This is a genomic window from Promicromonospora thailandica (genome assembly GCF_024171955.1).
In the GTDB taxonomy this organism is placed as follows: domain Bacteria; phylum Actinomycetota; class Actinomycetes; order Actinomycetales; family Cellulomonadaceae; genus Promicromonospora; species Promicromonospora thailandica.
Genome location: NZ_JAMTCS010000002.1, coordinates 465,074 through 486,599 on the forward strand (window position 1 = coordinate 465,074; position 21,526 = coordinate 486,599).

At 73.3% G+C, this 21,526-nt stretch carries 18 protein-coding genes; 16 read left to right on the plus strand and 2 right to left on the minus strand.

Annotated elements, in window-relative coordinates; all coding sequences use genetic code 11:
* Window positions 1–184: 184 nt before the first annotated feature.
* The 4 genes from APR03_RS05225 (at window position 185) to APR03_RS05240 (ending at window position 5,331) form a co-directional block, all read left to right on the plus strand.
* Window positions 185–1,162, plus strand: coding sequence for an o-succinylbenzoate synthase (locus APR03_RS05225; protein ID WP_253833402.1), 978 nt, complete (start codon window positions 185–187; stop codon window positions 1,160–1,162).
* Window positions 1,159–2,895 carry a 2-succinyl-5-enolpyruvyl-6-hydroxy-3-cyclohexene-1-carboxylic-acid synthase gene (gene menD / locus APR03_RS05230; RefSeq protein WP_253833404.1) on the plus strand — a complete coding sequence of 579 codons (1,737 nt, stop codon included), beginning with the start codon at window positions 1,159–1,161 and terminating at the stop codon, window positions 2,893–2,895. The genes APR03_RS05225 and menD overlap by 4 nt, the downstream gene beginning before the upstream one ends.
* Window positions 2,896–3,019: 124 nt before the next feature.
* Window positions 3,020–4,696 (plus strand): trypsin-like peptidase domain-containing protein, encoded by a 1,677-nt coding sequence (locus APR03_RS05235; RefSeq protein ID WP_253833406.1) that lies wholly within the window; start codon window positions 3,020–3,022, stop codon window positions 4,694–4,696.
* A 122-nt stretch (window positions 4,697–4,818) separates the two neighbouring features.
* Window positions 4,819–5,331 carry a GNAT family N-acetyltransferase gene (locus APR03_RS05240; protein WP_253833408.1) on the plus strand — a complete coding sequence of 171 codons (513 nt, stop codon included), beginning with the start codon at window positions 4,819–4,821 and terminating at the stop codon, window positions 5,329–5,331.
* Window positions 5,332–5,362: 31 nt separating this feature from the next.
* Here APR03_RS05240 and APR03_RS05245 read toward each other — a convergent pair whose 3' ends face one another.
* Window positions 5,363–5,992 carry a TetR/AcrR family transcriptional regulator gene (locus APR03_RS05245; protein ID WP_253833409.1) on the minus strand — a complete coding sequence of 210 codons (630 nt, stop codon included), beginning with the start codon at window positions 5,990–5,992 and terminating at the stop codon, window positions 5,363–5,365.
* A 125-nt stretch (window positions 5,993–6,117) separates the two neighbouring features.
* Between APR03_RS05245 and APR03_RS05250 the strand changes: the two genes are divergently transcribed.
* The gene (locus APR03_RS05250; protein WP_253833410.1) at window positions 6,118–6,711 is read left to right on the plus strand and encodes a DUF6230 family protein; all 594 of its coding nucleotides are present in this window, start codon (window positions 6,118–6,120) and stop codon (window positions 6,709–6,711) included.
* Window positions 6,702–8,531: a DUF6114 domain-containing protein gene (locus APR03_RS05255; protein WP_253833411.1), complete on the plus strand. Its 1,830-nt coding sequence runs from the start codon at window positions 6,702–6,704 to the stop codon at window positions 8,529–8,531. The genes APR03_RS05250 and APR03_RS05255 overlap by 10 nt, the downstream gene beginning before the upstream one ends.
* Window positions 8,532–8,591: 60 nt before the next feature.
* Here APR03_RS05255 and APR03_RS05260 read toward each other — a convergent pair whose 3' ends face one another.
* Window positions 8,592–10,046 carry an isochorismate synthase gene (locus APR03_RS05260; RefSeq protein ID WP_253833412.1) on the minus strand — a complete coding sequence of 485 codons (1,455 nt, stop codon included), beginning with the start codon at window positions 10,044–10,046 and terminating at the stop codon, window positions 8,592–8,594.
* A 106-nt stretch (window positions 10,047–10,152) separates the two neighbouring features.
* Here APR03_RS05260 and APR03_RS05265 point away from each other — a divergent pair, with 106 nt between their 5' ends.
* From APR03_RS05265 to nuoH, 10 genes are all read left to right on the plus strand, one after another.
* Window positions 10,153–10,848, plus strand: a complete 696-nt coding sequence (locus tag APR03_RS05265; RefSeq protein ID WP_253833413.1) for a demethylmenaquinone methyltransferase — start codon at window positions 10,153–10,155, stop codon at window positions 10,846–10,848.
* Window positions 10,849–11,023: 175 nt separating this feature from the next.
* Entirely contained in the window at window positions 11,024–12,328 is a 1,305-nt protein-coding gene (locus tag APR03_RS05270; protein WP_253833414.1) for a geranylgeranyl reductase family protein, read from the plus strand.
* 39 nt (window positions 12,329–12,367) lie between these two features.
* On the plus strand, window positions 12,368–12,727 hold the full coding sequence (locus APR03_RS05275) for an NADH-quinone oxidoreductase subunit A (RefSeq protein ID WP_020016036.1): 360 nt from the start codon (window positions 12,368–12,370) through the stop codon (window positions 12,725–12,727).
* 83 nt (window positions 12,728–12,810) lie between these two features.
* Window positions 12,811–13,362: a NuoB/complex I 20 kDa subunit family protein gene (locus APR03_RS05280; protein ID WP_253833416.1), complete on the plus strand. Its 552-nt coding sequence runs from the start codon at window positions 12,811–12,813 to the stop codon at window positions 13,360–13,362.
* Complete coding sequence (locus tag APR03_RS05285; RefSeq protein WP_253833418.1) at window positions 13,359–14,123, plus strand: NADH-quinone oxidoreductase subunit C; 765 nt, start codon at window positions 13,359–13,361, stop codon at window positions 14,121–14,123. Before APR03_RS05280 ends, APR03_RS05285 begins: the two co-directional genes overlap by 4 nt.
* Window positions 14,123–15,472: an NADH-quinone oxidoreductase subunit D gene (locus APR03_RS05290; RefSeq protein ID WP_253833419.1), complete on the plus strand. Its 1,350-nt coding sequence runs from the start codon at window positions 14,123–14,125 to the stop codon at window positions 15,470–15,472. The genes APR03_RS05285 and APR03_RS05290 overlap by 1 nt, the downstream gene beginning before the upstream one ends.
* Window positions 15,469–16,302 (plus strand): NADH-quinone oxidoreductase subunit NuoE, encoded by an 834-nt coding sequence (nuoE, locus tag APR03_RS05295; RefSeq protein ID WP_253833420.1) that lies wholly within the window; start codon window positions 15,469–15,471, stop codon window positions 16,300–16,302. The genes APR03_RS05290 and nuoE overlap by 4 nt, the downstream gene beginning before the upstream one ends.
* Window positions 16,299–17,642: an NADH-quinone oxidoreductase subunit NuoF gene (gene nuoF / locus APR03_RS05300; protein ID WP_253833421.1), complete on the plus strand. Its 1,344-nt coding sequence runs from the start codon at window positions 16,299–16,301 to the stop codon at window positions 17,640–17,642. The genes nuoE and nuoF overlap by 4 nt, the downstream gene beginning before the upstream one ends.
* On the plus strand, window positions 17,642–20,218 hold the full coding sequence (locus APR03_RS05305; RefSeq protein ID WP_253833422.1) for an NADH-quinone oxidoreductase subunit G: 2,577 nt from the start codon (window positions 17,642–17,644) through the stop codon (window positions 20,216–20,218). Before nuoF ends, APR03_RS05305 begins: the two co-directional genes overlap by 1 nt.
* The gene (gene nuoH / locus APR03_RS05310; protein WP_253833423.1) at window positions 20,218–21,513 is read left to right on the plus strand and encodes an NADH-quinone oxidoreductase subunit NuoH; all 1,296 of its coding nucleotides are present in this window, start codon (window positions 20,218–20,220) and stop codon (window positions 21,511–21,513) included. Before APR03_RS05305 ends, nuoH begins: the two co-directional genes overlap by 1 nt.
* The last annotated feature ends 13 nt before the right edge of the window (window positions 21,514–21,526 follow it).

Genomic DNA, 21,526 nt, shown 5'->3' on the forward strand with positions numbered 1-21,526 from the left:
CGGGCGGCGGCTTCGGTCCCTTGCCATGGGTCAGCCCGTGTGTTCGGTCCGATGCCACGAGATCGGTCCTCCGAACTACCGATCTCGTGACATCCGACCGAACTCCGAGCGCGGGTGGAGACAGGGGACCGACGTCAGGTGGTGGCGTGCGCCGAGGAGGCGGGAGCCGCCGTAGCCTGGGGGCGTGCTCCTCGGTCAACCCCTCGTCTGGTCCACACCCCTGCGGACCCGCTTTCGCGGGATCGACGTGCGCGACGGCGTGCTCCTGCGCGGCGACGCCGGCTGGAGCGAGCTGTCGCCCTTCTGGGACTACGACGACGAGGAGTCGTCGACCTGGCTGCGCGCCGCCCTCGAGGCCGCGACCGTCGGCTGGCCCGACCCCGTGCGGCAGAGCGTCCCGGTGAACGTCACCGTCCCCGCCGTCGGACCCGACCGGGCGCGCGAGATCGTGCTCGCCTCCGGCGGCTGCCGCACCGCCAAGGTCAAGGTCGCCCAGCGCGGCCCCGACGGCACCCTCGAACCCGTGGGCGCCGAGGCCGAGCGCGTCGCCGCCGTCCGCGAGGCGCTCGGGCCCGACGGCGCCATCCGGGTCGACGCCAACGCCGCCTGGACCCCCGACCAGGCCCTGACCCACCTCGCCGAGATCGACCGCGCGGCCGGCGGGCTGGAGTACGTCGAGCAGCCCTGCGCCGACGTCGACGAGCTCGCCCTCGTGCGCCGCAAGCAGGACGTGCCCGTCGCCGCCGACGAGTCGATCCGCCGCGCCTCCGACCCGCTGCGCGTGGTGCGCCAGGAGGCCGCCGACATCGTGGTGCTCAAGGTCCAGCCCCTCGGCGGCGTCCGCGCGTGCCTCGACCTCGCCGAGCAGGTCGGCCTGCCCGTCATCGTCTCGTCCGCGCTGGAGAGCTCGATCGGCCTCGCCGCAGGCGTCGCCCTCGCCGCGGCGCTCCCCGAGCTGCCCTACGCGTGCGGCCTCGCCACGTCGCAGCTCCTCGCGCACGACGTCGTCGACCAGCCCCTGCTGCCCGTCGACGGCGCGCTCCCCGTCCGCCGCCCCGCACCGTCACCCGAGGCGCTCGCGGCCGCACCCGCCGACCGGCCGACGACGGAGCGCTGGCTCGCCCGCTACCACCGCCTCACCCGCATCCTGGAGGACGCATGACCATCCCGCCCGCCGTGGCCGCCGCCCGCGCCCTGGTGTCCGACCTGGTCAGCCGGGGTGTGCAGGACATCGTGCTCGCGCCCGGCTCCCGGAGCGCCCCCCTCGCCTACGCCGCCGCGGAGGCCGCCGGGTCCGCGCGGGTCACGCTGCACGTGCGCATCGACGAGCGGGACGCGGCGTTCCTGGCGCTGGGCCTGGCGAAGGCGTCGGAGGGTGCGCCGGTCGCCGTCGTCACGACGTCGGGCACGGCGGTCGCGAACCTGCACCCGGCCGTGCTGGAGGCGAGCCACACGGGACTGCCGCTGCTGCTCCTCACCGCCGACCGGCCGCACGAGCTGCGCGGCACCGGGGCGTCGCAGACCACCGACCAGGTGGGCATCTTCGGGTCCGCCGTGCGGTTCGCGGTGGACGTGCCGGCGCCGGGCGAGCGCGAGGTGGCGGACGACCACCGGGACCTGCGCCACGTCGCCGCGCGCGCCGTCGACGCCGCCCTGGGCTTCCGGTCCGGGTACCCCGGGCCGGTGCACGTGAACCTGGCGTACCGCGACCCGCTGGCGCCCACGTCCCTGCTGCCGGGCCTGCCCGCGCAGGAGGGCTACCCCAAGCCCGACGCGCCGCTCGTGGTGCCGGCGGTGGCGCAGCACCTGGGGTCCCCGGCGCTGCCGGGCGACGCCACCCGCACCGTCGTCGTGGCGGGTGACGGGGCCGGCCCGGGGGCCCGTCGCCTCGCCGAGGCGCAGGGCTGGCCGCTGTTCGCGGAGCCGTCGTCGGGTGCGACCGGCGGCCCCAACGCAGTGACGGGCTACCGAGCGCTGCTGGCCTCCGGCGCGGTGGCCGAGGGCATCGAGCAGGTGGTCGTGCTCGGGCGCCCCACGCTGTCCCGGCCGGTGCAGCGGCTCCTCGGCCGCCGGTCCGTGGCGGTCACGGTGGTCGCGCCGGGCTCCGGTCCGTGGCCCGACGCCGCCCGCAACGCCGCCGTCGTGCTGCCCGGTCTCGCGGAGTCCTGGTACGAGGACGCCGGCGCGCCGGCGAGCCCGTTCCTGGAGTGGTGGCGGGCCGCCGGGGAGCGCGCCCGCCGCGTCCTGGACGAGGTGACGTCCGACGAGGCGGTCGCCGGCGGCCCGACGGCGCTGTCCGTCGCCCGGGCCGTGGCCGCCGTGCTCGGGCCGGAGGACCTGCTGGTGGTGGGCTCGTCCAACCCGGTGCGCGACCTGGAGCTGGTGCTCGACCTGGACGGCCCCGGCCCCGCCGTGCTCGCCAACCGGGGTCTCGCGGGCATCGACGGCACGGTGTCTACCTCGGTGGGCGTCGCGCTCGCCGCGGCCCGGCGCGGCCTGCGCACCCGGGCCCTCCTGGGCGACCTGACGTTCCTGCACGACGTCGGCGGCCTGCTCCGGGGGCCCGACGAGCCGCCCGTGGACCTGGAGATCGTGGTGGTCAACGACGACGGCGGCTCGATCTTCGCGACGCTGGAGCACGGCGCGCTGGCGGAGGCCGACGTCGCCGCGAGCGCCACGTTCGAGCGCGTGTTCGGTACGCCGCACGGGTCGAACCTGGCGCAGCTGTGCGCGGGGTACGGCGTGGACCACCAGCTCGTGAAGGACGTGCCGACGCTCCGGCACGCGCTGCAGGCGCCGAGCCACGGCGTGCAGGTGATCGAGGTGCGCGTGCCGCGGGTGGACCGCTTCGCGGAGACCCGCGCCCTGACGCGCCGCATCTCCGACGTCGCCTGAGCCGCGCGGCCGGGATCGGGCGTGCGCCGGGCCGCTTCAGGGCTTGCAGGGAACTCACAGACTCGTCCAAGGGTGAGGCAAGGATGCGGGTGTCAACTGGTGGTGACTTCAAGGAGGGTCACCGATGAACGACGAGAACAGCACCACTCCGCGGCCGGACCAGCAGGCGCCCGTCGTGCAGCCGACCCAGCAGCTGCCCGCGACCCCGCCGACCCAGCACCTGCCGGCGCAGAACCCCGGGCAGGACGCGGCCCCGGCGCAGCCGACTGCCACGGATCAGGCGCCCGCGCAGCCGGGACCCTCGCACCCGGCACAGACGGCACCGGCACAGACGGCACCGGCACAGACGGGGCCTGAGCGGACGGCACCGGCACAGACGGAGCCCGCGCAGGTGGGACCGGCTCAGTCGGGGCACCCCGCGCCGCCGGCGCACGTGCCGGCGATGCACGCCCCCGCGGCGCAGACCCCCGCCCCCGTGTCGATCCCCGTCGGCTCGGCCCCGGCGCCCGGTGGCGGTTCCGGCTACACCAACCCCTACGCGGTGCCCGCGACGGCGTCGGACGAGCCGAAGCCCGCGCGCAACCGCACCTGGGTCCCGGTGGTCGGCGCGGCGGCGGCCGCCGCGCTGCTGGCGAGCCTCGGGACCGCGGGCGCGATCGCGGTCTCGGGCGGCGACGACGCGGCCTCCCTGGCGGACGTCGGCCAGTCGAACAACCGGAGCGTGCCCGTCAACAGCTCCACGGTCGACAACCCGAACTGGACCGAGGTCACCGCCGCCGTCCAGGAGTCCGTGGTGTCCATCCAGGTGGAGGGTCAGCGGGGCGGCGCGGAGGGTTCCGGCGTCGTGCTGGACTCCGACGGTCACGTGCTGACCAACAACCACGTGGTGTCCGGTGCGCAGAACCTGCAGGTCACGCTGAGCGACGGCCGCGTGTACGACGCCGAGATCGTGGGCACCGACCCGACCTCCGACCTCGCCGTGGTGCGTCTCTCCGACCCGCCGTCCGACCTGAAGCCCGCCACGTTCGCCGACTCGGACCAGGTCGCCGTGGGCGAGCCGGTCATGGCGCTCGGCAACCCGCTGGGCCTGGCCAACACCGCCACGACCGGCATCGTGTCCGCCCTGGACCGCCCGGTCACGGCCAGCGCCGAGGACGGGTCCGACCAGGTGGTCACCAACGCGATCCAGATCGACGCCGCGGTGAACCCCGGCAACTCCGGCGGCCCGCTGTTCAACGCGTCCGGCGAGGTCATCGGCATCACGTCGTCGATCGCCACGCTGTCGGGCTCGTCGAACAGCTCGGGGTCGATCGGCCTCGGCTTCGCGATCCCGTCCAACCTCGCCTCGCAGATCGGCGACCAGCTCACGGCCGACGGCACGGCGGAGCACGCCTTCCTCGGCGTCACGCTGTCCGACGCGGAGGCCACGGCCGACGGCGTCACCCGGCGCGGCGCGGGCGTCCAGGAGGTCGTCGCGGACTCGCCGGCGGGGGAGGCCGGCATCCAGCAGGGCGACGTGATCGTGGCGATCGACGGCGACCCCGTGAACGGTTCGGCGTCGCTGACCGCGTTCGTGCGGGAGAAGGCAGCCGGCGACAAGTCGGTGCTGACCGTGGTGCGGGACGGCCGCACCCAGGAGGTCACCGTGACGCTCGCCGTCCGCGAGGAGTCGGACACGCAGCAGGGGCAGGGCTCCCAGGACCAGCAGCAGGGTCAGCAGGAGCAGCAGGGCGGCTCCGACCAGAGCAGCCCGAACAACATCCCGGACTGGCTGCAGGACTTCTTCGACAACCAGCGCTGAGCGCACCCGCCGGCCGTACCGCCGGCCGCCCGGACACGCGCCGGGCCGGACCACAGAATCCGGCCCGGCGCGTATTCGCGTTCGCCGGGTGAATCGTGCGCGGCCGGTCTAAGTTGGTCCGCGTGTCTGGGACGTACACCGTGGTCAGGACCCTCGGCAGGTCGGATGCAGCGCACGACATCCTCGAGGAGCTACCCGAATGGTTCGGCATCGACCGGTTCACGCACGAGTACGTGGACGCGGCCGCCCGGTTCCCCAACTACGTGGCCGTGGCCCCGCCCGAGCCGGGTTCGGACGACGTCGGCGCCGACGGCGGGTCAGTGCCCGCGGCGGACGTGCTCGGCGTGCTGCTGCTCGACCAGCGCTACCCGACGTCGGCCGAGGTGCACCTGCTCGCCGTGCGCCGCAAGCACCACCGCACCGGGATCGGCCGCACCCTCCTGGGCCGCGTCGAGGACGACCTGCGGGCCCAGGGGGTGCGCGTGCTGAGCGTCAAGACCCTGGGCCCCTCGGCGGCCGACCCGGGCTTCGACCAGACCCGCGCCTTCTACGCGGCGTGCGGATTCCACCCGGTGGAGGAGTTCGCCGACCTGTGGGCCGGCGACCCCTGCCTCCTCATGGTCAAGCCGCTCTGAACGGTCGGGCCGCGCCGGCCGGCGACGCCGGTCAGCGCAGCGAGGGCGCCCCGGCGAGGGCCTCCGCGGCACCCGGGACGACGGCGGTGACGACACCGCCGAGGCTGCGCTCCAGGTAGCCGACGAGCTCCTCGGCGGCGAGGTCGGAGTTGATGCCGCCGTCCACCAGCGCCTGCTCGGCGAGGGCCACCCAGGAGCGCACGGCGATGCGCAGCAGCTCGGTGTCGGGCACGCCGAGCTCGAGCAGCACGGCGAGCGCGCGCTCGGTCTGCTCCCGCCGGGCGTCCTCGATGACGGCGCGCACCTCCTCGTCACCGCTGGCGGCCCCGCGCACGAGCGAGTAGAACGTGGGCCCGTGCTCGCGCACGTACGCGACCAGCCGGGTCAGCGTGCTGACCAGCCGCTCCCGCGGCGGCATCTCGGGGTGCGGCTCGGAGGCGTGCAGCATCGAGTCCCGGGCACGGCGCACGATCTCGTGGTGCAGGCCGTTCTTGGAGCCGAAGTAGTAGTAGACGAGACCCGTCGAGACGCCCGCTTCGGCGGCGATCTCCTCGACGGTGACCTCGGCCAGGGGGCGGTCCGCGAGGGTGGCGACCCCGAGGGCCACGAGCTGGTTGCGACGTTCCTCTGGGCGCAGGCGCGTACGTCGGGCTGTTGCCATGTGTCGAGCATATCGGGCATGCTTTCGGCCGCCGTCGCGGCCACAATTGACGGTGACTCAGTAATCGCGCTAACGTCGCCCGGGGCGACGACGCGGTCGCTCACATTGGCATGAGGGGAACACCAATGAAGCTCAGCACGCTCACGAGGTCGCGCAAGGGTCGCGTGGCGCTCGCAGTCATCCCGGTCACGATCGCCGCCAGCGTCCTGCTCGGCGGGGTCGCGCAGGGCGCGGTGCCCGTCTCGTTCGCCATCTCCGGCAGCGAGTTCAAGATCGGCGCGGACCAGCTCGCCGGCACCGGCTTCTCGCAGTACGCGGGCGTGGCCACGGCGTCGGACGGCACGCAGCACCCGGCCGCCATCGCGAACATCAAGGACGCGCAGCTCTACAACCTGTGCCAGTCGGTCGTGCAGGACACGCCGCTCGGCAAGGTCGGCCTGCTGATCTCCGCCGGGACCGGCAAGGAGCCCGCCAAGGCCACCGACCTGCAGATCGGCATGAACGACCTGTCGGGCACCGCCGTCTTCAAGAACATCCGCATCGGCGTGGACGCCTCGACCGTGAACACGGCCAAGAAGGGCGACGCCGGCGACTTCGCGATGGACTCCGACACCGTCGACATCTCCAACCTGGAGCAGGTGTCCTGGAGCACGCAGGCCGCCGTCTTCCAGCTGACGGACCTCAGCCTCAAGATCACGGACGGCACCGAGTGCTTCTGAGTCCGGGTGACGGCCAGGCGCCCGCCGGCCGCCCCGGACTGCGTGCTCGGCTCGCCGGCTGGCGCAGGGACTTCCGTCCCTGGCGCAGGCAGCGGCCGTTCGTCGGGGGTGTGCTGGTAGCGCTCGCTGGCCTGGAGATGCTCGTGTCCGGCCCGATCAAGCTGGACCAGCTCGGCATGAACATCGTGCTGCAGTTCGGCGTGGAGGGCGCGCAGGCGACGATCCTGCCGCTGGCGCTCGTGCTGCTCGGGATCCTCTCGATCGCGCAGCCCGTGCACCGGATCTTCTACGGCGTCATCGCGCTCGCCATCTCGGTCTACTCGATCGCGGGCGTGAACCTCGGCGGCTGGGTGATCGGGTTCCTGCTGGGCGTCGTCGGCGGCGTGATCGTCGTGTCCTGGGCGCCGACCCCGGCCCCGGAGAGCGGCGAGGCGACGGGCGACGCGGCCGATGGGACAGCCGGCGACCCCGCTGACGACACGGCCGGCGGGCCCGCGGACGGCGCAGCAGACGGCGCAGCAGACGGCGCAGCAGACGGCGCAGCAGACAGGGCAGCGGACGGCGCGTCCCCGACCGCTGCGCCCGGTGCGGACGACGGGGCGGACGACGGCGCGGACGACGGCGCGACGACCGGCGACAGCACGGCGCCCGACAGCACGGCGCCCGCCGACGACGCCTCGAGCGTCCACCCGAGCGGCGACGCCACCGACGGCGAGCGACCCGCTCCCGACCCGGAGTCCCTCAGCGGGGCGCTGCGGAAGCTGTCCCAGAAGTCGGCGGCGGTCGTGGTGGCGAGCGCCATGGCGCTGGGCGGCATGAGCCTGCCCGCGTCGGCGTCGAGCACGTCGGACGCCACCACGTCGTCGGACGACTCGTTCTGGTGCGTGGTCTTCAACGTCTGCGACGACGAGGGGGACCCGGAACCGTCGGCGTCGCCGTCGGCGGGCGAGACCGCGGAGCCGGGCACGGGTGAGACGGAGGAGCCGGGTACCGGCGGCACCGAGGACCCGGGCGACGGCGCCGGGACCACCGACCCGGCAGGCGGCGACGCGGGCGGCGGCGCGACGGGCGACGGCACCGGCACGCCCGGCGCGGACGACAGCGCGGGCGCCGGCAAGGCTGACGGAGACGAGCCCGCGGGCGACGACCCGGCGGACTGCGCCGAGCCGACGCAGGACGGTCAGGTGCCGCCCGAGGCGGCCGACGCCGCGCCGTCCGACCCGTGCGGCGAGATCGACCCGCAGGAGACCATCGAGGAGGCGCTGCAGACCGAGCTCGGCACCTGCGTGAAGGTGAGCTTCGGCGGAAAGTTCGACCTCAACGTGGACCTGCCGGGCCAGTGCGGCGCCACGGAGGACGGCAACGTCTTCTCGCTCCCGGCGGACCTGGAGAGCCGCGACCTGACGATCCCGCTCACCGGCATCAACGGCATCGGCCTGGCGAACGTGCCGGTCAAGGGTGACGGTGGCGGCCGCAGGGACGCGATCAAGATCTCGGCCGACAAGGTCGTCGTCGACGGGTTCTGGCTCAAGTCGTACGCCTACGACCACGGCACGGTGGCGGGCACGGACACGCGGGCGAGCTTCGTCTCGCTGGAGGGCGACGCGCACATGTACGTGTCGTCGATCCATGCGAACCTGCCCGACGGCCAGGACCTGCTGGAGGTCGCGACCAAGGTGCTCGAGGGCGCGTCGCTCATCGAGCTGCTGCTCACGGCCACCGACGCGCGGATGGGCTTCCTCGGTGCGACGTCGGACGTCCAGGTGTGGGACACGTTCCGCGAGCAGGTCTGGGGCGACCCGACCAACCCGATCGGCTGACATCGCTGAGTGCGGGATGTTCGCCCTTCTGGCACACGGAAAAGGGCGAACATCCCGCACTCAGCGGGTGGCGAGGGCGTAGCGCATGGGCTCCAGCTTGGCCTCGGACTCCGCGAGCTCTGCCGCGGGGTCCGAGGCCGCCACGATGCCGCAGCCCGCGAACAGCCGGATGTGCCGCGGGTTCTTCGCCGAGATCTCGGCCGAGCGCAGGGCGATGCCCCACTCGCCGTCGCCGTCGGCCCCCACCCAGCCCACGGGCCCCGCGTAGCGGGCCCGGTCCAGGCCCTCGATCTCGCGGATCAGGCCGCGGGCGGCCTGGGTGGGCGTGCCGCAGACGGCGGCACTCGGGTGCAGCGCCGCGGCGAGCGAGAGCGACGACGGCGGACGCCGCCCGGACGTCGCGCCCTGGTCGGTGAGCACGCCCGTGACGTCGGTGGCCAGGTGCATGACGTTCGGCAGGTGCAGCACGAACGGCGCCTCCGGCACGTTCATGGACGAGCAGAACGGCTCCAGCGCGGCGGCCACGGACCGCACGGCGAACTCGTGCTCCTCCAGGTCCTTCGACGACCGGGCGAGCTGGGCGGCCCGCAGCAGGTCGGCGTCGTCGCCCTGCGCGTCCGGGGTGTCGCCGCCGTGCTCGCGCCGGATCGTGCCGGCCAGCACGCGCGACGCCACGAGGCCCTTCTCGCTGCGCACCAGCAGCTCCGGGGTCGCACCCACCATGCCGTCGACGCTGAACGTCCAGCACGCGTCGTACGCGGCCGCCAGGCGGCCCAGCAGGTGGCGGGCGTCGACGGGGTGCTCGGTCGAGGCCACGACGTCGCGCGCGAGCACCACCTTCTCCAGCTCGCCCGCCTGGATGCGCGCGATCCCCTCGGCGACCACGCCGGGCCAGTCGGCGGCCCCCACGGCGCCGTCGGCCAGGACCACGCGCCCCGGCCCGGTGACCGGCCGGTGCGGGTAGGCGGACAGCAGGTCCTCGCCCACGGGCGCGGACCGGTCGCCCACCAGGGAGACGGTGGTGAGCCACGCGTGCTCGCCCCGCCGTCCGACGACGACGCGCGGCACGATCAGTACCCCGCTGGCCCGCGCGGGGTCCTCCTCCTCGTCACCGGGCGAGACGTCGTCGAACGCGAAGCTGCCGAACGCGACCAGGCCGCTGCCGGGCAGGCGCACGTCGTCGTGCACGAGGGCCTTGTCGAGCACCTGGCGCCACTTGTCGTCGGCGTCGGCGAAGCGCCCCGGGCCGAAGGTCTCGAAGCGCAGGGCCTCGCCCCAGCCCGCGAGCCCGTCGCCGTGGCGCACCCAGGTCAGGGCGTTGCCGTCGGGCAGCCGGTCGACGAGCGCGGTCCGGCCCTCGGGCAGGTCGTCGATCGCGACCGTGCGGACCACGAGCTGCGGGCCGTCCGGGGCGCCACGGGGGGCGTCGTCGGACGGGAGCGGCTCCTGCGCCGGCCAGGACTCGTAGGCGGCGGTGGGCGCACCGGGCGCGCCGCCGGCAGGTGAAACGGTCATCGGCCTCAGGATAAGCACCCGCGGGAGGCGCGGGGACGGCCCGTAGCGGAGGTCACAGCGGCACGGTCCGGGTCCCGCCCGTCCCCGGACGTGGCACGATGACGGCATGTCCCGCGCAAGCCTGGAGAAGAAGCCGGCCGAGGTCGCGTCGATGTTCGACGGGATCGCCGCCCGCTACGACCTGACCAACGACCTCATCTCGCTGGGCCAGGACCGGCGCTGGCGCCGGCTCACGGTCGAGGCGGTCGCGGCGATGCCGGGCGAGCGGGTGCTCGACCTGGCGGCGGGCACGGGCACCAGCAGCGAGCCCTTCGCGGCGGACGGCGCGTTCGTGGTCCCGTCGGACTTCTCGATCGGCATGCTGCAGGTGGGCAAGAAGCGCCGGCCCGACCTCCCGTTCGTCGCGGGCGACGCCACCCGGCTGCCGTTCGCCGACGAGTCCTTCGACGCGGTCACGATCAGCTTCGGCCTGCGCAACGTCGTGGACACCGTGGCGGCGCTGCGCGAGATGCGGCGCGTGGTGCGCCCGGGCGGGCGCGTGGTGATCTGCGAGTTCTCCACGCCCACGTGGGCCCCGTTCCGCACGGTGTACCAGGAGTACCTCATGCGGGCGCTGCCCGTGGTGGCGAGCGCCGTCACGCGCGACAAGGGCTCGTACGACTACCTCGCGGAGTCCATCCGCGGGTGGCACACCCAGGTCGAGCTCGCGAGGCTCATGCTGGAGGCGGGCTGGGAGCACGCGGCCTACCGCAACGTCACCGGCGGCGTCGTGGCGCTGCACCGCGCGGTCCGCGGGTCCTGACCCCCGCTCCGCCCCCGCCCCAAGTAAGGGGAACCTTCCTACACAATCCCCCCTAAGTGTGGCTAGGGTGTCGGTGTTGTGACAGGGTTCACAAGGGCTTGTCATCAAGCCCTGTCGAACCCCGCGCAACGAGGTCAGCAACGACCACGGCAGCGGGTTCCCAACGGGGGTGAACGTGCGAAGAGAGCGACGCGACGACGCGGATGTCATCGTGGTGGGCGCCGGGCCGGCCGGCTCGTCCACCGCGCACTGGTGCGCGGCCGCGGGCCTCGACGTGCTGCTCCTGGAGAAGGGCGAGTTCCCCCGGGACAAGATCTGCGGAGACGGCCTGACGCCGCGCGCCGTGGCCGAGCTGGTCCGGATGGGCGTGCCGACCCGCGAGGAGGACGGCTGGATCCGCAACCGCGGCCTGCGCGTCCACGGCGGCGGCCGCTCGTACGAGCTGGACTGGCCCACCCTCACCACCTACCCCGGCTACGGCATGGCCCGCGCGCGCATGTCGCTGGACCACACGCTGGCGCAGCACGCGCAGGCCGCGGGCGCCAAGCTCCTGGAGCGCACCAAGGTCACCGGCCCCCTCCGGGACGACGACGGCCGCGTGGCCGGCGTGACCGCCCAGCCGCTCGACGCCCGCGGCCGCGCCGAGGGCGCGGTCAAAGAGCTGCGCGCCCCCGTCGTCGTGGCGGCCGACGGCGTCAGCTCCCGCTTCGCGCTCGGGATCGGCCGCGAGCGCCGCGACGACCGCCCCATGGGCACCGCCGTCCGCGCGTACTACCGCACCCCGCGCCACGACGACCCGTTCATGGAGTCGCACCTGGAGCTGTGGGACGGCGAGCCGGGCAGGAGCGACCTGCTGCCGGGCTACGGCTGGATCTTCCCGCTCGGCGACGGCACGGTGAACGTGGGCCTGGGCAGCGTGGCCTCGACGCCCGCGCGCCAGTCGAAGGCGGGCATCGACTACCGGCGCCTCATGGAGACGTGGCTGGAGAAGAGCGCGCCGGAGGGCTGGGACCTGGTGCACGAGCCGGAGCGCGGGCCGATCCGCGGCGCGGCGCTGCCGATGGGCTTCAACCGGGGCCCGCTGTACGCGGACGGCGTGCTCCTGGCCGGCGACTCCGCCGGCATGGTGAGCCCGTTCAACGGCGAGGGCATCGCCTACGGCCTGCAGGCCGGGCGGGTGGCCGCCGAGGCGATCAGCCAGGCCCGGCACCAGCGCACGGACGCGGCCCGGGAGGCCACGCTCGCGACCTACGGCGACCGCATGCGGGCCGACCTCGGCGGGTACTACACGCTGGGCCGCTGGTTCGTGCGGCTCATCGAGCACCCGGAGATCATGCGCGTCTGCGTGCGGTACGGCCTGCCGCGCAAGGTCGTCATGCAGTTCACGCTCAAGCTCCTGTCCGACTGCTACGAGCCGCACGGCGGTGACTGGGTCGACCGGGTCATCGCGGGCCTGACCCGGGTGGTCCCGAGCGCATGAGCACCACGTTCCCCAGGGCACATTCATGAAGGGCACAGCATGAACCCCTACGTACCGATCCTGATCCTCATGGCGATCGGGGCCGTCCTCGCGCTGGGCGGTGTCGCCGCCAGCGCGATCATCGGCCCCAAGCGGTACAACCGCGCCAAGCTCGACTCGTACGAGTGCGGCATCGAGCCGACGCCGCACGCCGTGGGCGGTGGGCGGCTGCCGATCAAGTACTACCTGGTGGCGATGACGTTCATCGTCTTCGACATCGAGGTCGTCTTTCTCTACCCGTGGGCCGTGGACTTCACGACGCTCGCGACGTTCGGCCTGGTGGCGATGCTGGCCTTCCTGGCGCTGATCACCGTGCCGTTCGTCTACGAGTGGCGGCGCGGCGGCTTCGACTGGGTCTGACGGCCGGTCTGCACAGACTTCACGCCGGGCGCCTCGTGGTGCCGGGCAGCGACGCCGGGCGGGGCCCGGCACAAGGAGGGGACATGGGTGTCGAGGAAGCGCCGTCGGGGTTCCTGCTGACGACGATCGAGGACCTCGCGGGGTACCTGCGCAAGGCCTCGCTGTGGCCGGTGACGTTCGGGCTGGCGTGCTGCGCCATCGAGATGATGGCGGCGGGCGCGTCCCGGTTCGACCTGTCCCGGTTCGGCATGGAGGTCTTCCGCGCGTCGCCGCGGCAGGCCGACCTGATGATCGTCGCCGGCCGGGTCAGCCAGAAGATGGCGCCCGTCGTGCGGCAGGTGTACGACCAGATGAGCGAGCCCAAGTGGGTGCTCTCCATGGGTGTGTGCGCGTCGTCGGGCGGCATGTTCAACAACTACGCGATCGTGCAGGGCGTGGACCACGTGGTGCCGGTCGACATCTACCTGCCCGGCTGCCCGCCGCGCCCGGAGATGCTGATCAACGCCATCCTCGGGCTGCACGACCACATCCAGAACGCGCCGCTCGGCGTCAACCGCCTCGAGGCGGCGCGCGCCGCCGAGGCGGCCGCGCTGGAGGCGACGCCCACCTTCGAGATGAAGGGGCTGCTGCGATGAGCGACGTGACGCCGGGCGGCGACCAGCACGCCGTCGTCGAGCGACCGGAGGAAGCCACGCGGCTCGAGGTCGTCGAGGTCAAGCGGGGCATGTTCGGCGTGCAGGGCTCCGGCGACACGTCCGGGTACGGCGGCCTCGTGACGCCCGTCGCGCTGCCCGGGCCGTCGGCGCGCCCGTACGGTGGCTGGTTCGACCAGGTGGTCGACATCCTCGCCGAGGTGCTCGAGGAGGGCACCGCGACCGGCGGACCCGGGTTCTCCGAGGCCGTCGAGAAGGTGGTCGTGGACCTGCACGGCGCCGACAGCGCGGAGGCGCCCCAGGCGGAGCTGACGATCCACGTCGCCCGGGAGCACCTCGTCGCCGTCTGCCAGGCGCTGCGCGACGACCAGGACCTGCGGTTCGAGCTCTCCCTCGGCGTCAGCGGCGTGCACTACCCGCACGACACCGGCCGCGAGCTGCACGCCGTCTACCACCTGACGTCGGTGACGCACTCCCGGCGCCTGCGGCTCGAGGTCGCCGCACCCGACGAGCACCCGCACATCCCGTCGACCACGTCCGTGTACCCGGCCAACGACTGGCACGAGCGCGAGACCTACGACTTCTTCGGGATCGTCTTCGACGGCCACCCCGCCCTGACGCGCATCGAGATGCCCGACGACTGGGTGGGCCACCCGCAGCGCAAGGACTACCCCCTCGGCGGCATCCCCGTCGAGTACAAGGGGGCCACCGTGCCCCCGCCGGACACGAGGAGGAGCTACTGATGAGCGCTCCCGCCCCCCACGCCACCCGCCCCGCGGGCAACGAGGACATGTCGTCCACGGTGCGCGCGTTCGAGGCGTACGGCGACGGCGACTGGGACGACATCGCGCGCGAGGCGATCGGCGAGGAGCGGATCGTCGTCAACATGGGCCCCCAGCACCCGTCCACGCACGGCGTGCTGCGCCTCATGCTGGAGATCGACGGCGAGACCGTCACCGAGGCCCGCGCCGGCATCGGCTACCTGCACACCGGCATCGAGAAGAACATGGAGTTCCGGACGTGGACGCAGGGCACCACGTTCTGCACCCGCATGGACTACGTGGCGCCCCTGTTCCAGGAGGCCGCCTACTGTCTCGCCGTCGAGAAGCTGCTCGGCATCACCGACGACGTGCCCGAGCGGGCCTCCGTGATCCGGGTGCTCATGATGGAGCTCAACCGCATCTCCTCCCACCTGGTCTGCGTCGGCACCGGCGGCAACGAGATGGGCGCCACCACCGTCATGACCATCGGGTTCACCGCCCGCGAGGAGATCCTGCGCCTCTTCGAGGCCGTCACCGGGCTGCGCATGAACCACGCCTACATCCGGCCCGGCGGCGTCGCCGTCGACACCCCGGAGGGCTTCACCACCCAGGCCCGCGAGGCGCTGACGAAGGTGCGCGGCTACCTCAAGCAGCTCACCGACCTCATGCTCGCCAACCCGATCTTCAAGGCGCGCCTCACCGACGTCGGCGTGCTCAACCTCTCCGGGTGCATGGCGCTCGCCGTCACCGGCCCGGTGCTGCGGTCCACGGGCCTGCCGTACGACGTCCGCAAGGACAACCCGTACTGCGGCTACGAGACCTACGACTTCGACGTCCCCACCTCGAAGGGCGCCGACTGCTACGACCGCGTCGTGCTCCGCGTCGAGGAGTGCTACCAGTCGCTGCGCATCATCGAGCAGGCCCTCGACCGGCTCGACCGCACCGAGGGCGAGCCCGTCATGGTGGCCGACAAGAAGATCGCGTGGCCGGCCCAGCTCGCCGTCGGCGCCGACGGCCAGGGCAACTCCCTGGAGCACATCAAGAAGATCATGGGCACCTCCATGGAGGCCCTGATCCACCACTTCAAGCTGGTCACCGAGGGCTTCCGCGTCCCCGTCGGCCAGGCATGGCAGACCGTGGAGCACCCGCGCGGCGAGCTCGGCGTGCACGTCGTGTCCGACGGCGGCACCCGCCCCTACCGCGCGCACTTCCGCGACCCCTCGTTCAACAACCTCCAGGCCACGTCGGTGATGTGCGAGGGCGGCCAGGTGGCCGACGTCGTCGTCGCCGTCGCGTCCCTGGACCCCGTGCTGGGAGGTGTGGACCGATGACGGCAGAGCCCGTGGAGCAGCCCACGACGAAGACCCGCTACGACGCCGAGACCCTCGCGTCCCTGACCACCGACGCCACGGCGATCATGGCGCGCTACCCGGACCCCCGGTCCGGGCTCCTGCCGATGCTGCACCTCGTGCAGTCCGTCGACGGGTACGTCAGCCGCGACGGCATCCTGTTCTGCGCCGAGATGCTCGGCATCACCGCCGCCGAGGTCTCCGCCGTCGCCACCTTCTACACCCAGTACAAGCGCCACCCCAACGGCACCTACACCGTGGGCGTGTGCACCAACACGCTGTGCGCCGTCATGGGCGGCGACGCGATCTTCGACGAGCTCAGCGAGCACCTCGGTGTCGGCCACGACGAGACCACGCCCGACGGCGCCATCACGCTCGAACGCGTCGAGTGCAACGCCGCCTGCGACTACGCGCCCGTCGTGATGGTCAACTGGGAGTTCTTCGACAACCAGACCCCCGAGTCGGCGACGGCGCTCGCGGACAAGCTGATCCTCGGCGAGGACGTCGTCCCCACCCGCGGTGCCGCGTCCGTGTGCTCGTTCAAGCAGATGAGCCGGGTCCTGGCCGGGTTCCCCGACGGCCGCGCCGACGAGGGCGTGGGCGCGGGCGCGCCGACCCTGGCCGGCCTCCAGATCGCCCGTGAGCGCGGCTGGACCGCCCCCGAGGCCTCGGCGGCCGGGGACGCGGACGGGGCCGCCGGGCAGACCAGCCCGCCGGTGGGCACGCCCGGCTCGTCGGCCGAGCGCAAGCCCGCGACGGCGTCGGACGCCTCGGTCGGCAAGGACAAGAAGCCCGGGGAGGACGCGAAGTGACGCTCACACCGGTACTCACCGACACCTGGGACAAGGACCGCTCCTGGCGCCTGGCCACCTACGAGCGCGCCGGCGGCTACGGCGGGCTCAAGAAGGCGCTGCGCATGGAGCCGGCCGAGATCGTGCAGGCCGTGAAGGACTCGGGCCTGCGCGGCCGCGGCGGCGCGGGCTTCCCCACGGGGATGAAGTGGGGCTTCCTGCCCCCGCCCGACGGCGGCCCGCGGTACCTGGTCGTCAACGCCGACGAGTCCGAGCCGGGCACCTGCAAGGACATCCCGCTCATGCTCGCCAGCCCGCAGCACCTCATCGAGGGCGTGGCGATCACGAGCTTCGCGATCGGCTGCGACCACGCGTTCATCTACGTGCGCGGTGAGGTCCTGCACGTCTACCGGCGGCTGCTGAGCGCGGTCGAGGAGGCGTACCGGGCCGGCTACCTGGGCAAGAACATCCAGGGCTCGGGCTTCGACCTCGACGTCACGGTGCACGCGGGCGCGGGCGCCTACATCTGCGGCGAGGAGACCGCGCTGCTCGACTCGCTCGAGGGCCTGCGCGGCCAGCCGCGGCTCAAGCCGCCGTTCCCCGCCGTGGCGGGCCTGTACGCGCGGCCCACCGTGGTCAACAACGTCGAGTCCATCGCGTCGGTCCCCGCGATCGTCGCCAACGGGGCCGACTGGTTCGCCTCGATGGGCACCGAGAAGTCGCAGGGCCACGGCCTGTTCTCGCTGTCGGGCCACGTGACCAGGCCCGGGCAGTACGAGGCGCCGCTCGGCATCACGCTGCGCGAGCTGCTCGACCTCTCGGGCGGCATCCGCGCCGGTCACGAGCTGAAGTTCTGGACGCCGGGCGGCTCGTCCACGCCCATCTTCACGCAGGAGCACCTCGACACCCCCCTGGACTACGAGTCGGTGGGCGCGGCGGGCTCCATGCTCGGTACGCGCGCGCTGCAGATCTTCGACGAGACGGTGTGCGTGGTCCGGGCCGTGTCCCGGTGGACGGACTTCTACGCGCACGAGTCGTGCGGCAAGTGCACGCCGTGCCGCGAGGGCACCTACTGGCTCAAGCAGGTGCTGCACCGCATCGAGGCGGGCGAGGGCGCCGAGGGCGATCTCGAGCTGCTGCTCGACCTGTGCGACAACATCCTCGGCAAGGCGTTCTGCGCCCTCGGTGACGGCGCGGTGTCGCCCATCACGTCGAGCATCGAGCACTTCCGGGACGAGTACCAGGCGCACATCGACGGGCACGGCTGCCCGTTCGACCCGAGCGCGTCGGCCCTCTTCCCGTACACCCCCAAGACTCGGACCCCCGGAGCCCTCACGGGCGCCGGGGCGGGAGGTCACTGATGACCGTCACGTCCAACGACACCAGCACCGAGGCCGCACCGGTCGAGCTGGTCACCTTCACCATCGACGGCACCGAGGTGAGCGTGCCCAAGGGCACGCTCATCATCCGGGCCGCCGAGCAGGCGGGCATCCAGATCCCGCGGTTCTGCGACCACCCGCTGCTCGCCCCCGCGGGCGCGTGCCGGCAGTGCCTCGTCGAGGTCGCGATGCCCGACCGCGAGGGCAACGTGCGGCCCATGCCGAAGCCGCAGGCGTCGTGCACCATGACGGTCGCGCCCGGCATGGTGGTCAAGACGCAGCACACCTCCGCCGCGGCCGACAAGGCGCAGCAGGGTGTCATGGAGCTGCTGCTCATGAACCACCCGCTGGACTGCCCGGTCTGCGACAAGGGCGGCGAGTGCCCCCTGCAGAACCAGGCGATGTCGAACGGCCGCACCGACTCGCGGTTCGTCGACGTCAAGCGCACGTTCCCCAAGCCGATCGCCCTGTCCACGCAGATCCTGCTGGACCGCGAGCGCTGCGTGCTGTGCCAGCGCTGCACGCGGTTCAGCGAGGAGATCGCCGGTGACGCGTTCATCGCGCTGCAGGACCGCGGCGCGCACCAGCAGATCGGCCGGTTCGACGAGGACGTGCTCGGTTTCGCGGGCGCCGAGTCGAGCACCGGCCCGGTGGACCGTCCGGTCGGCGAGGCCGCCACGGACAGCTCCGGGCGCCCGTTCTCGTCGTACTACTCGGGCAACACGGTGCAGATCTGCCCCGTGGGCGCGCTGACCGGCGCGGGCTACCGGTTCCGGTCGCGGCCGTTCGACCTGGTCAGCACCGAGAGCATCGCGGAGCACGACGCCAACGGCTCCGCCATCCGCATCGACCACCGCCGCGGCCAGGTGCTGCGCCGCCTCTCGGGCGAGGACCCGGTGGTGAACGAGGAGTGGATCACCGACAAGGACCGCTTCGCCTTCACGTGGCAGAGCGCGCCCGACCGCCTCACCACGCCCCTGGTCCGCGAGAACGGTGAGCTGCGGCCCGCGTCCTGGGTCGAGGCCCTGGAGGTGGCGGCGGCCGGCCTGGCCGCGGCGCGCCGGGACGGCGGCGTCGGCGTGCTGCCCGGCGGCCGGCTCACCGTGGAGGACGCGTTCGCGTGGTCCCGGTTCGCGCGGACGGCGCTCGGCACCAACGACGTGGACCAGCGGGTCCGCGTGCACTCCGCCGAGGAGGCCGCGTTCCTGGCCCATGCCGTGGCGGGTTCGGGCATGGGCGTCACGTTCGGCGATCTCGAGAAGGCCCCCGCCGTGCTGCTGGCCGGGCTGGAGGCCGAGGAGGAGGCGGGCGTCACCTACCTGCGGCTGCGCAAGGCGGCCCGGTCGGGCACGAAGATCTTCTCGATCGCCCCCTACGCCACGCGAGGCCTGCTCCGCCTGGACGGCACGCTGCTCCCGGCGGCGCCGGGCACCGAGTCCGAGTGGCTGGACGGCCTGCGCAGCGGTCAGGCGGGCGACGTCGACACCAGCGCCCTGACCCAGCCGGGTGCCGTGATCCTCGTGGGCGAGCGCCTCGCCGGCTCGCCCGGCGCGTACGCGGCGGCCCTGCGGCTCGCCGAGGCGACGGGCGCGCGGTTGGCGTGGATCCCGCGCCGGGCGGGCGAGCGCGGCGGCGTCGAGGCCGGCCTGCTGCCGGGGCTCCTGCCCGGCGGCCGCCCGGTCACGGACGCCGCGGCGCGGGCCCAGGTCGCGCAGGCCTGGGGCGCCGAGGTGCCGGCGGAGGCCGGCCGCGACACCGCGGGCATCCTCGACGCCCTGGCGTCGGGGGCGCTCGGCGGGGCCCTGGTGGGCGGCGTCGAGCTCGGCGACCTGCCCGACCCGGAGGCCGCGCGCGCGGCCCTGGACGCGGCGGGCTTCGTCGTCAGCCTCGAGGTGCGCGCCTCGGAGGTGACCGAGCGGGCCGACGTCGTGCTGCCCGTGGCGCCGCCCGTCGAGCGCGCCGGCTCGTACTGGAACTGGGAGGGCCGCGTGCGGTCCTTCGGCGCGGCGCTCGAGTCGAACGCGCTGCCGGACCACCGCGTGCTGCACGTGCTGGCCCAGCAGCTCGGCGTGGACCTGCAGGCGGCCACGCCCGCCGAGGCCCACCTGTCGATCGCGATGACGCAGCAGGAGGCGTGGTCCGGCGACCGCGTCGCCGCCCCGCAGGACGTCCGGACGGCCGCGCCGCAGGTCGGCCCCGGCCAGGCCGTGCTCGCCACCTGGCGGCTGCAGCTCGACGCGGGCCGCGGTCAGGACGGCGAGCAGTTCCTCGCCGGCACGGCCAAGCAGCCGGTCGCGCGCCTGTCGCCGGCCACGGCGGAGGGTTTCGGGGTGGCCGACGGCGGCCGCGTCGCCGTCAGCACGTCGCGCGGGCGGGTCGAGGTGCCGGTCGCGGTGACCGCGGGCATGGTCGACGGCGTCGTCTGGCTGCCGCTGAACAGCGTGGGCAGCCGCGTCCACGCGACCCTCGGCGCGGCCGCGGGCGACCTCGTCGACGTGTCAGCGGCACAGGTCGCCCCGGTGGCCCCCACGTCTGACAACTCGGAAAGGCAGGGGTGATGGATCACGCGATCCTCGCGGCCGCGGCGCCCGGCGTCGCCGCCGACTTCTCGCAGGAGACCATCTGGGCCTCGATCGTCAAGGCCGTGCTCATCGTGGTCTTCCTGCTGACCAGCGTGCTCTTCGCGATCTGGTTCGAGCGCAAGGTCGTGGCCCGCATGCAGGTGCGGCCCGGCCCCAACTGGCACGGGCCCTTCGGCCTGCTCCAGTCGCTCGCGGATGCCATGAAGCTGCTGCTCAAGGAGGACATGACGGTCACGCGGGCCGACAAGCTCGTGTACCTGCTGGCGCCGATGATCTCGGTGTTCTGCTCGCTGCTCGTCTTCGCCGTCATCCCGTTCGGGCCGAGCCTCCCGTTCCCCTGGACGGACTGGACCACCCCGGCGCAGCTCACCGACTTCCCCGTGGCGACGCTCTACATCCTGGCCGCCGCGTCGCTCGGCGTGTACGGCATCGTGCTCGGCGGCTGGTCCTCCGGCTCGACGTACCCGCTGCTCGGCTCCGTGCGCTCGACGGCGCAGGTGATCAGCTACGAGCTCGCGATGGGCCTGTCGCTGGTGAGCGTGTTCATCATGGCGGGGTCGATGTCGACGTCGCAGATCGTGTCGAGCCAGACCCAGATCTGGTGGTTCATCCCGCTCGCGCCCGCCTTCGTGATCTACGTGATCTCGATGATCGGCGAGACCAACCGCCTGCCGTTCGACCTCCCCGAGGCCGAGGGCGAGCTGGTCTCCGGCTACATGACCGAGTACTCGTCGATGAAGTTCGCCTGGTTCTTCCTGGCGGAGTACATCAACATGCTCAACGTCTCCGCCGTCTGCGTGACCCTGTTCCTGGGCGGCTGGCGCGCGCCCGTGCCCGAGGGGTTCCTCGGCGGCGCGCTCAACGAGGGCTGGCTGCCGATCATCTGGTTCCTCGTGAAGCTGTGGGCCGTCATGTTCGTCTTCGTGTGGGTGCGCGGCACGCTGCTGCGCCTGCGCTACGACCAGTTCATGGTGTTCGGCTGGAAGGTGCTCATCCCGGTCGCGCTCGCGTGGGTCGTCGTGCTGGCCGTCGTGCAGTGGCTGCAGCGCGTGCAGGGCGTCACCTACCAGCAGTTCATCCCGGTGATCGTCGGCGCCGCCGTCGTCTTCGTGGCCGTCATGTGGTTCTGGCCCGAGAAGAAGGCGCCACCGGCGGGCGAGGCGGAGAAGGAGACGGTGGACGCGTTCGCCGGCGGCTTCCCCGTGCCCCCGCTGCCCGGCGAGAAGCTGCCCCCGTCCAAGCGGTTCGGAAAGGAGGTCACCGGTGAGTAGCACAGAGCCGGGT

What these genes read in the sequence shown, in the direction of transcription:
- APR03_RS05280 (WP_253833416.1), top strand. Translation starts at nt 12,811, where the DNA reads ATGGGTGTCGAGGAAGCGCCGTCGGGGTTCCTGCTGACGACGATCGAG.
- nuoH (WP_253833423.1), top strand. Translation starts at nt 20,218, where the DNA reads ATGGATCACGCGATCCTCGCGGCCGCGGCGCCCGGCGTCGCCGCCGAC.
- APR03_RS05290 (WP_253833419.1), top strand. Translation starts at nt 14,123, where the DNA reads ATGAGCGCTCCCGCCCCCCACGCCACCCGCCCCGCGGGCAACGAGGAC.
- APR03_RS05235 (WP_253833406.1), top strand. Translation starts at nt 3,020, where the DNA reads ATGAACGACGAGAACAGCACCACTCCGCGGCCGGACCAGCAGGCGCCC.
- APR03_RS05285 (WP_253833418.1), top strand. Translation starts at nt 13,359, where the DNA reads ATGAGCGACGTGACGCCGGGCGGCGACCAGCACGCCGTCGTCGAGCGA.
- APR03_RS05260 (WP_253833412.1), bottom strand. Translation starts at nt 10,046, where the DNA reads ATGACCGTTTCACCTGCCGGCGGCGCGCCCGGTGCGCCCACCGCCGCC.
- menD (WP_253833404.1), top strand. Translation starts at nt 1,159, where the DNA reads ATGACCATCCCGCCCGCCGTGGCCGCCGCCCGCGCCCTGGTGTCCGAC.
- APR03_RS05250 (WP_253833410.1), top strand. Translation starts at nt 6,118, where the DNA reads ATGAAGCTCAGCACGCTCACGAGGTCGCGCAAGGGTCGCGTGGCGCTC.
- APR03_RS05265 (WP_253833413.1), top strand. Translation starts at nt 10,153, where the DNA reads ATGTCCCGCGCAAGCCTGGAGAAGAAGCCGGCCGAGGTCGCGTCGATG.
- APR03_RS05275 (WP_020016036.1), top strand. Translation starts at nt 12,368, where the DNA reads ATGAACCCCTACGTACCGATCCTGATCCTCATGGCGATCGGGGCCGTC.
- APR03_RS05245 (WP_253833409.1), bottom strand. Translation starts at nt 5,992, where the DNA reads ATGGCAACAGCCCGACGTACGCGCCTGCGCCCAGAGGAACGTCGCAAC.
- APR03_RS05305 (WP_253833422.1), top strand. Translation starts at nt 17,642, where the DNA reads ATGACCGTCACGTCCAACGACACCAGCACCGAGGCCGCACCGGTCGAG.
- nuoE (WP_253833420.1), top strand. Translation starts at nt 15,469, where the DNA reads ATGACGGCAGAGCCCGTGGAGCAGCCCACGACGAAGACCCGCTACGAC.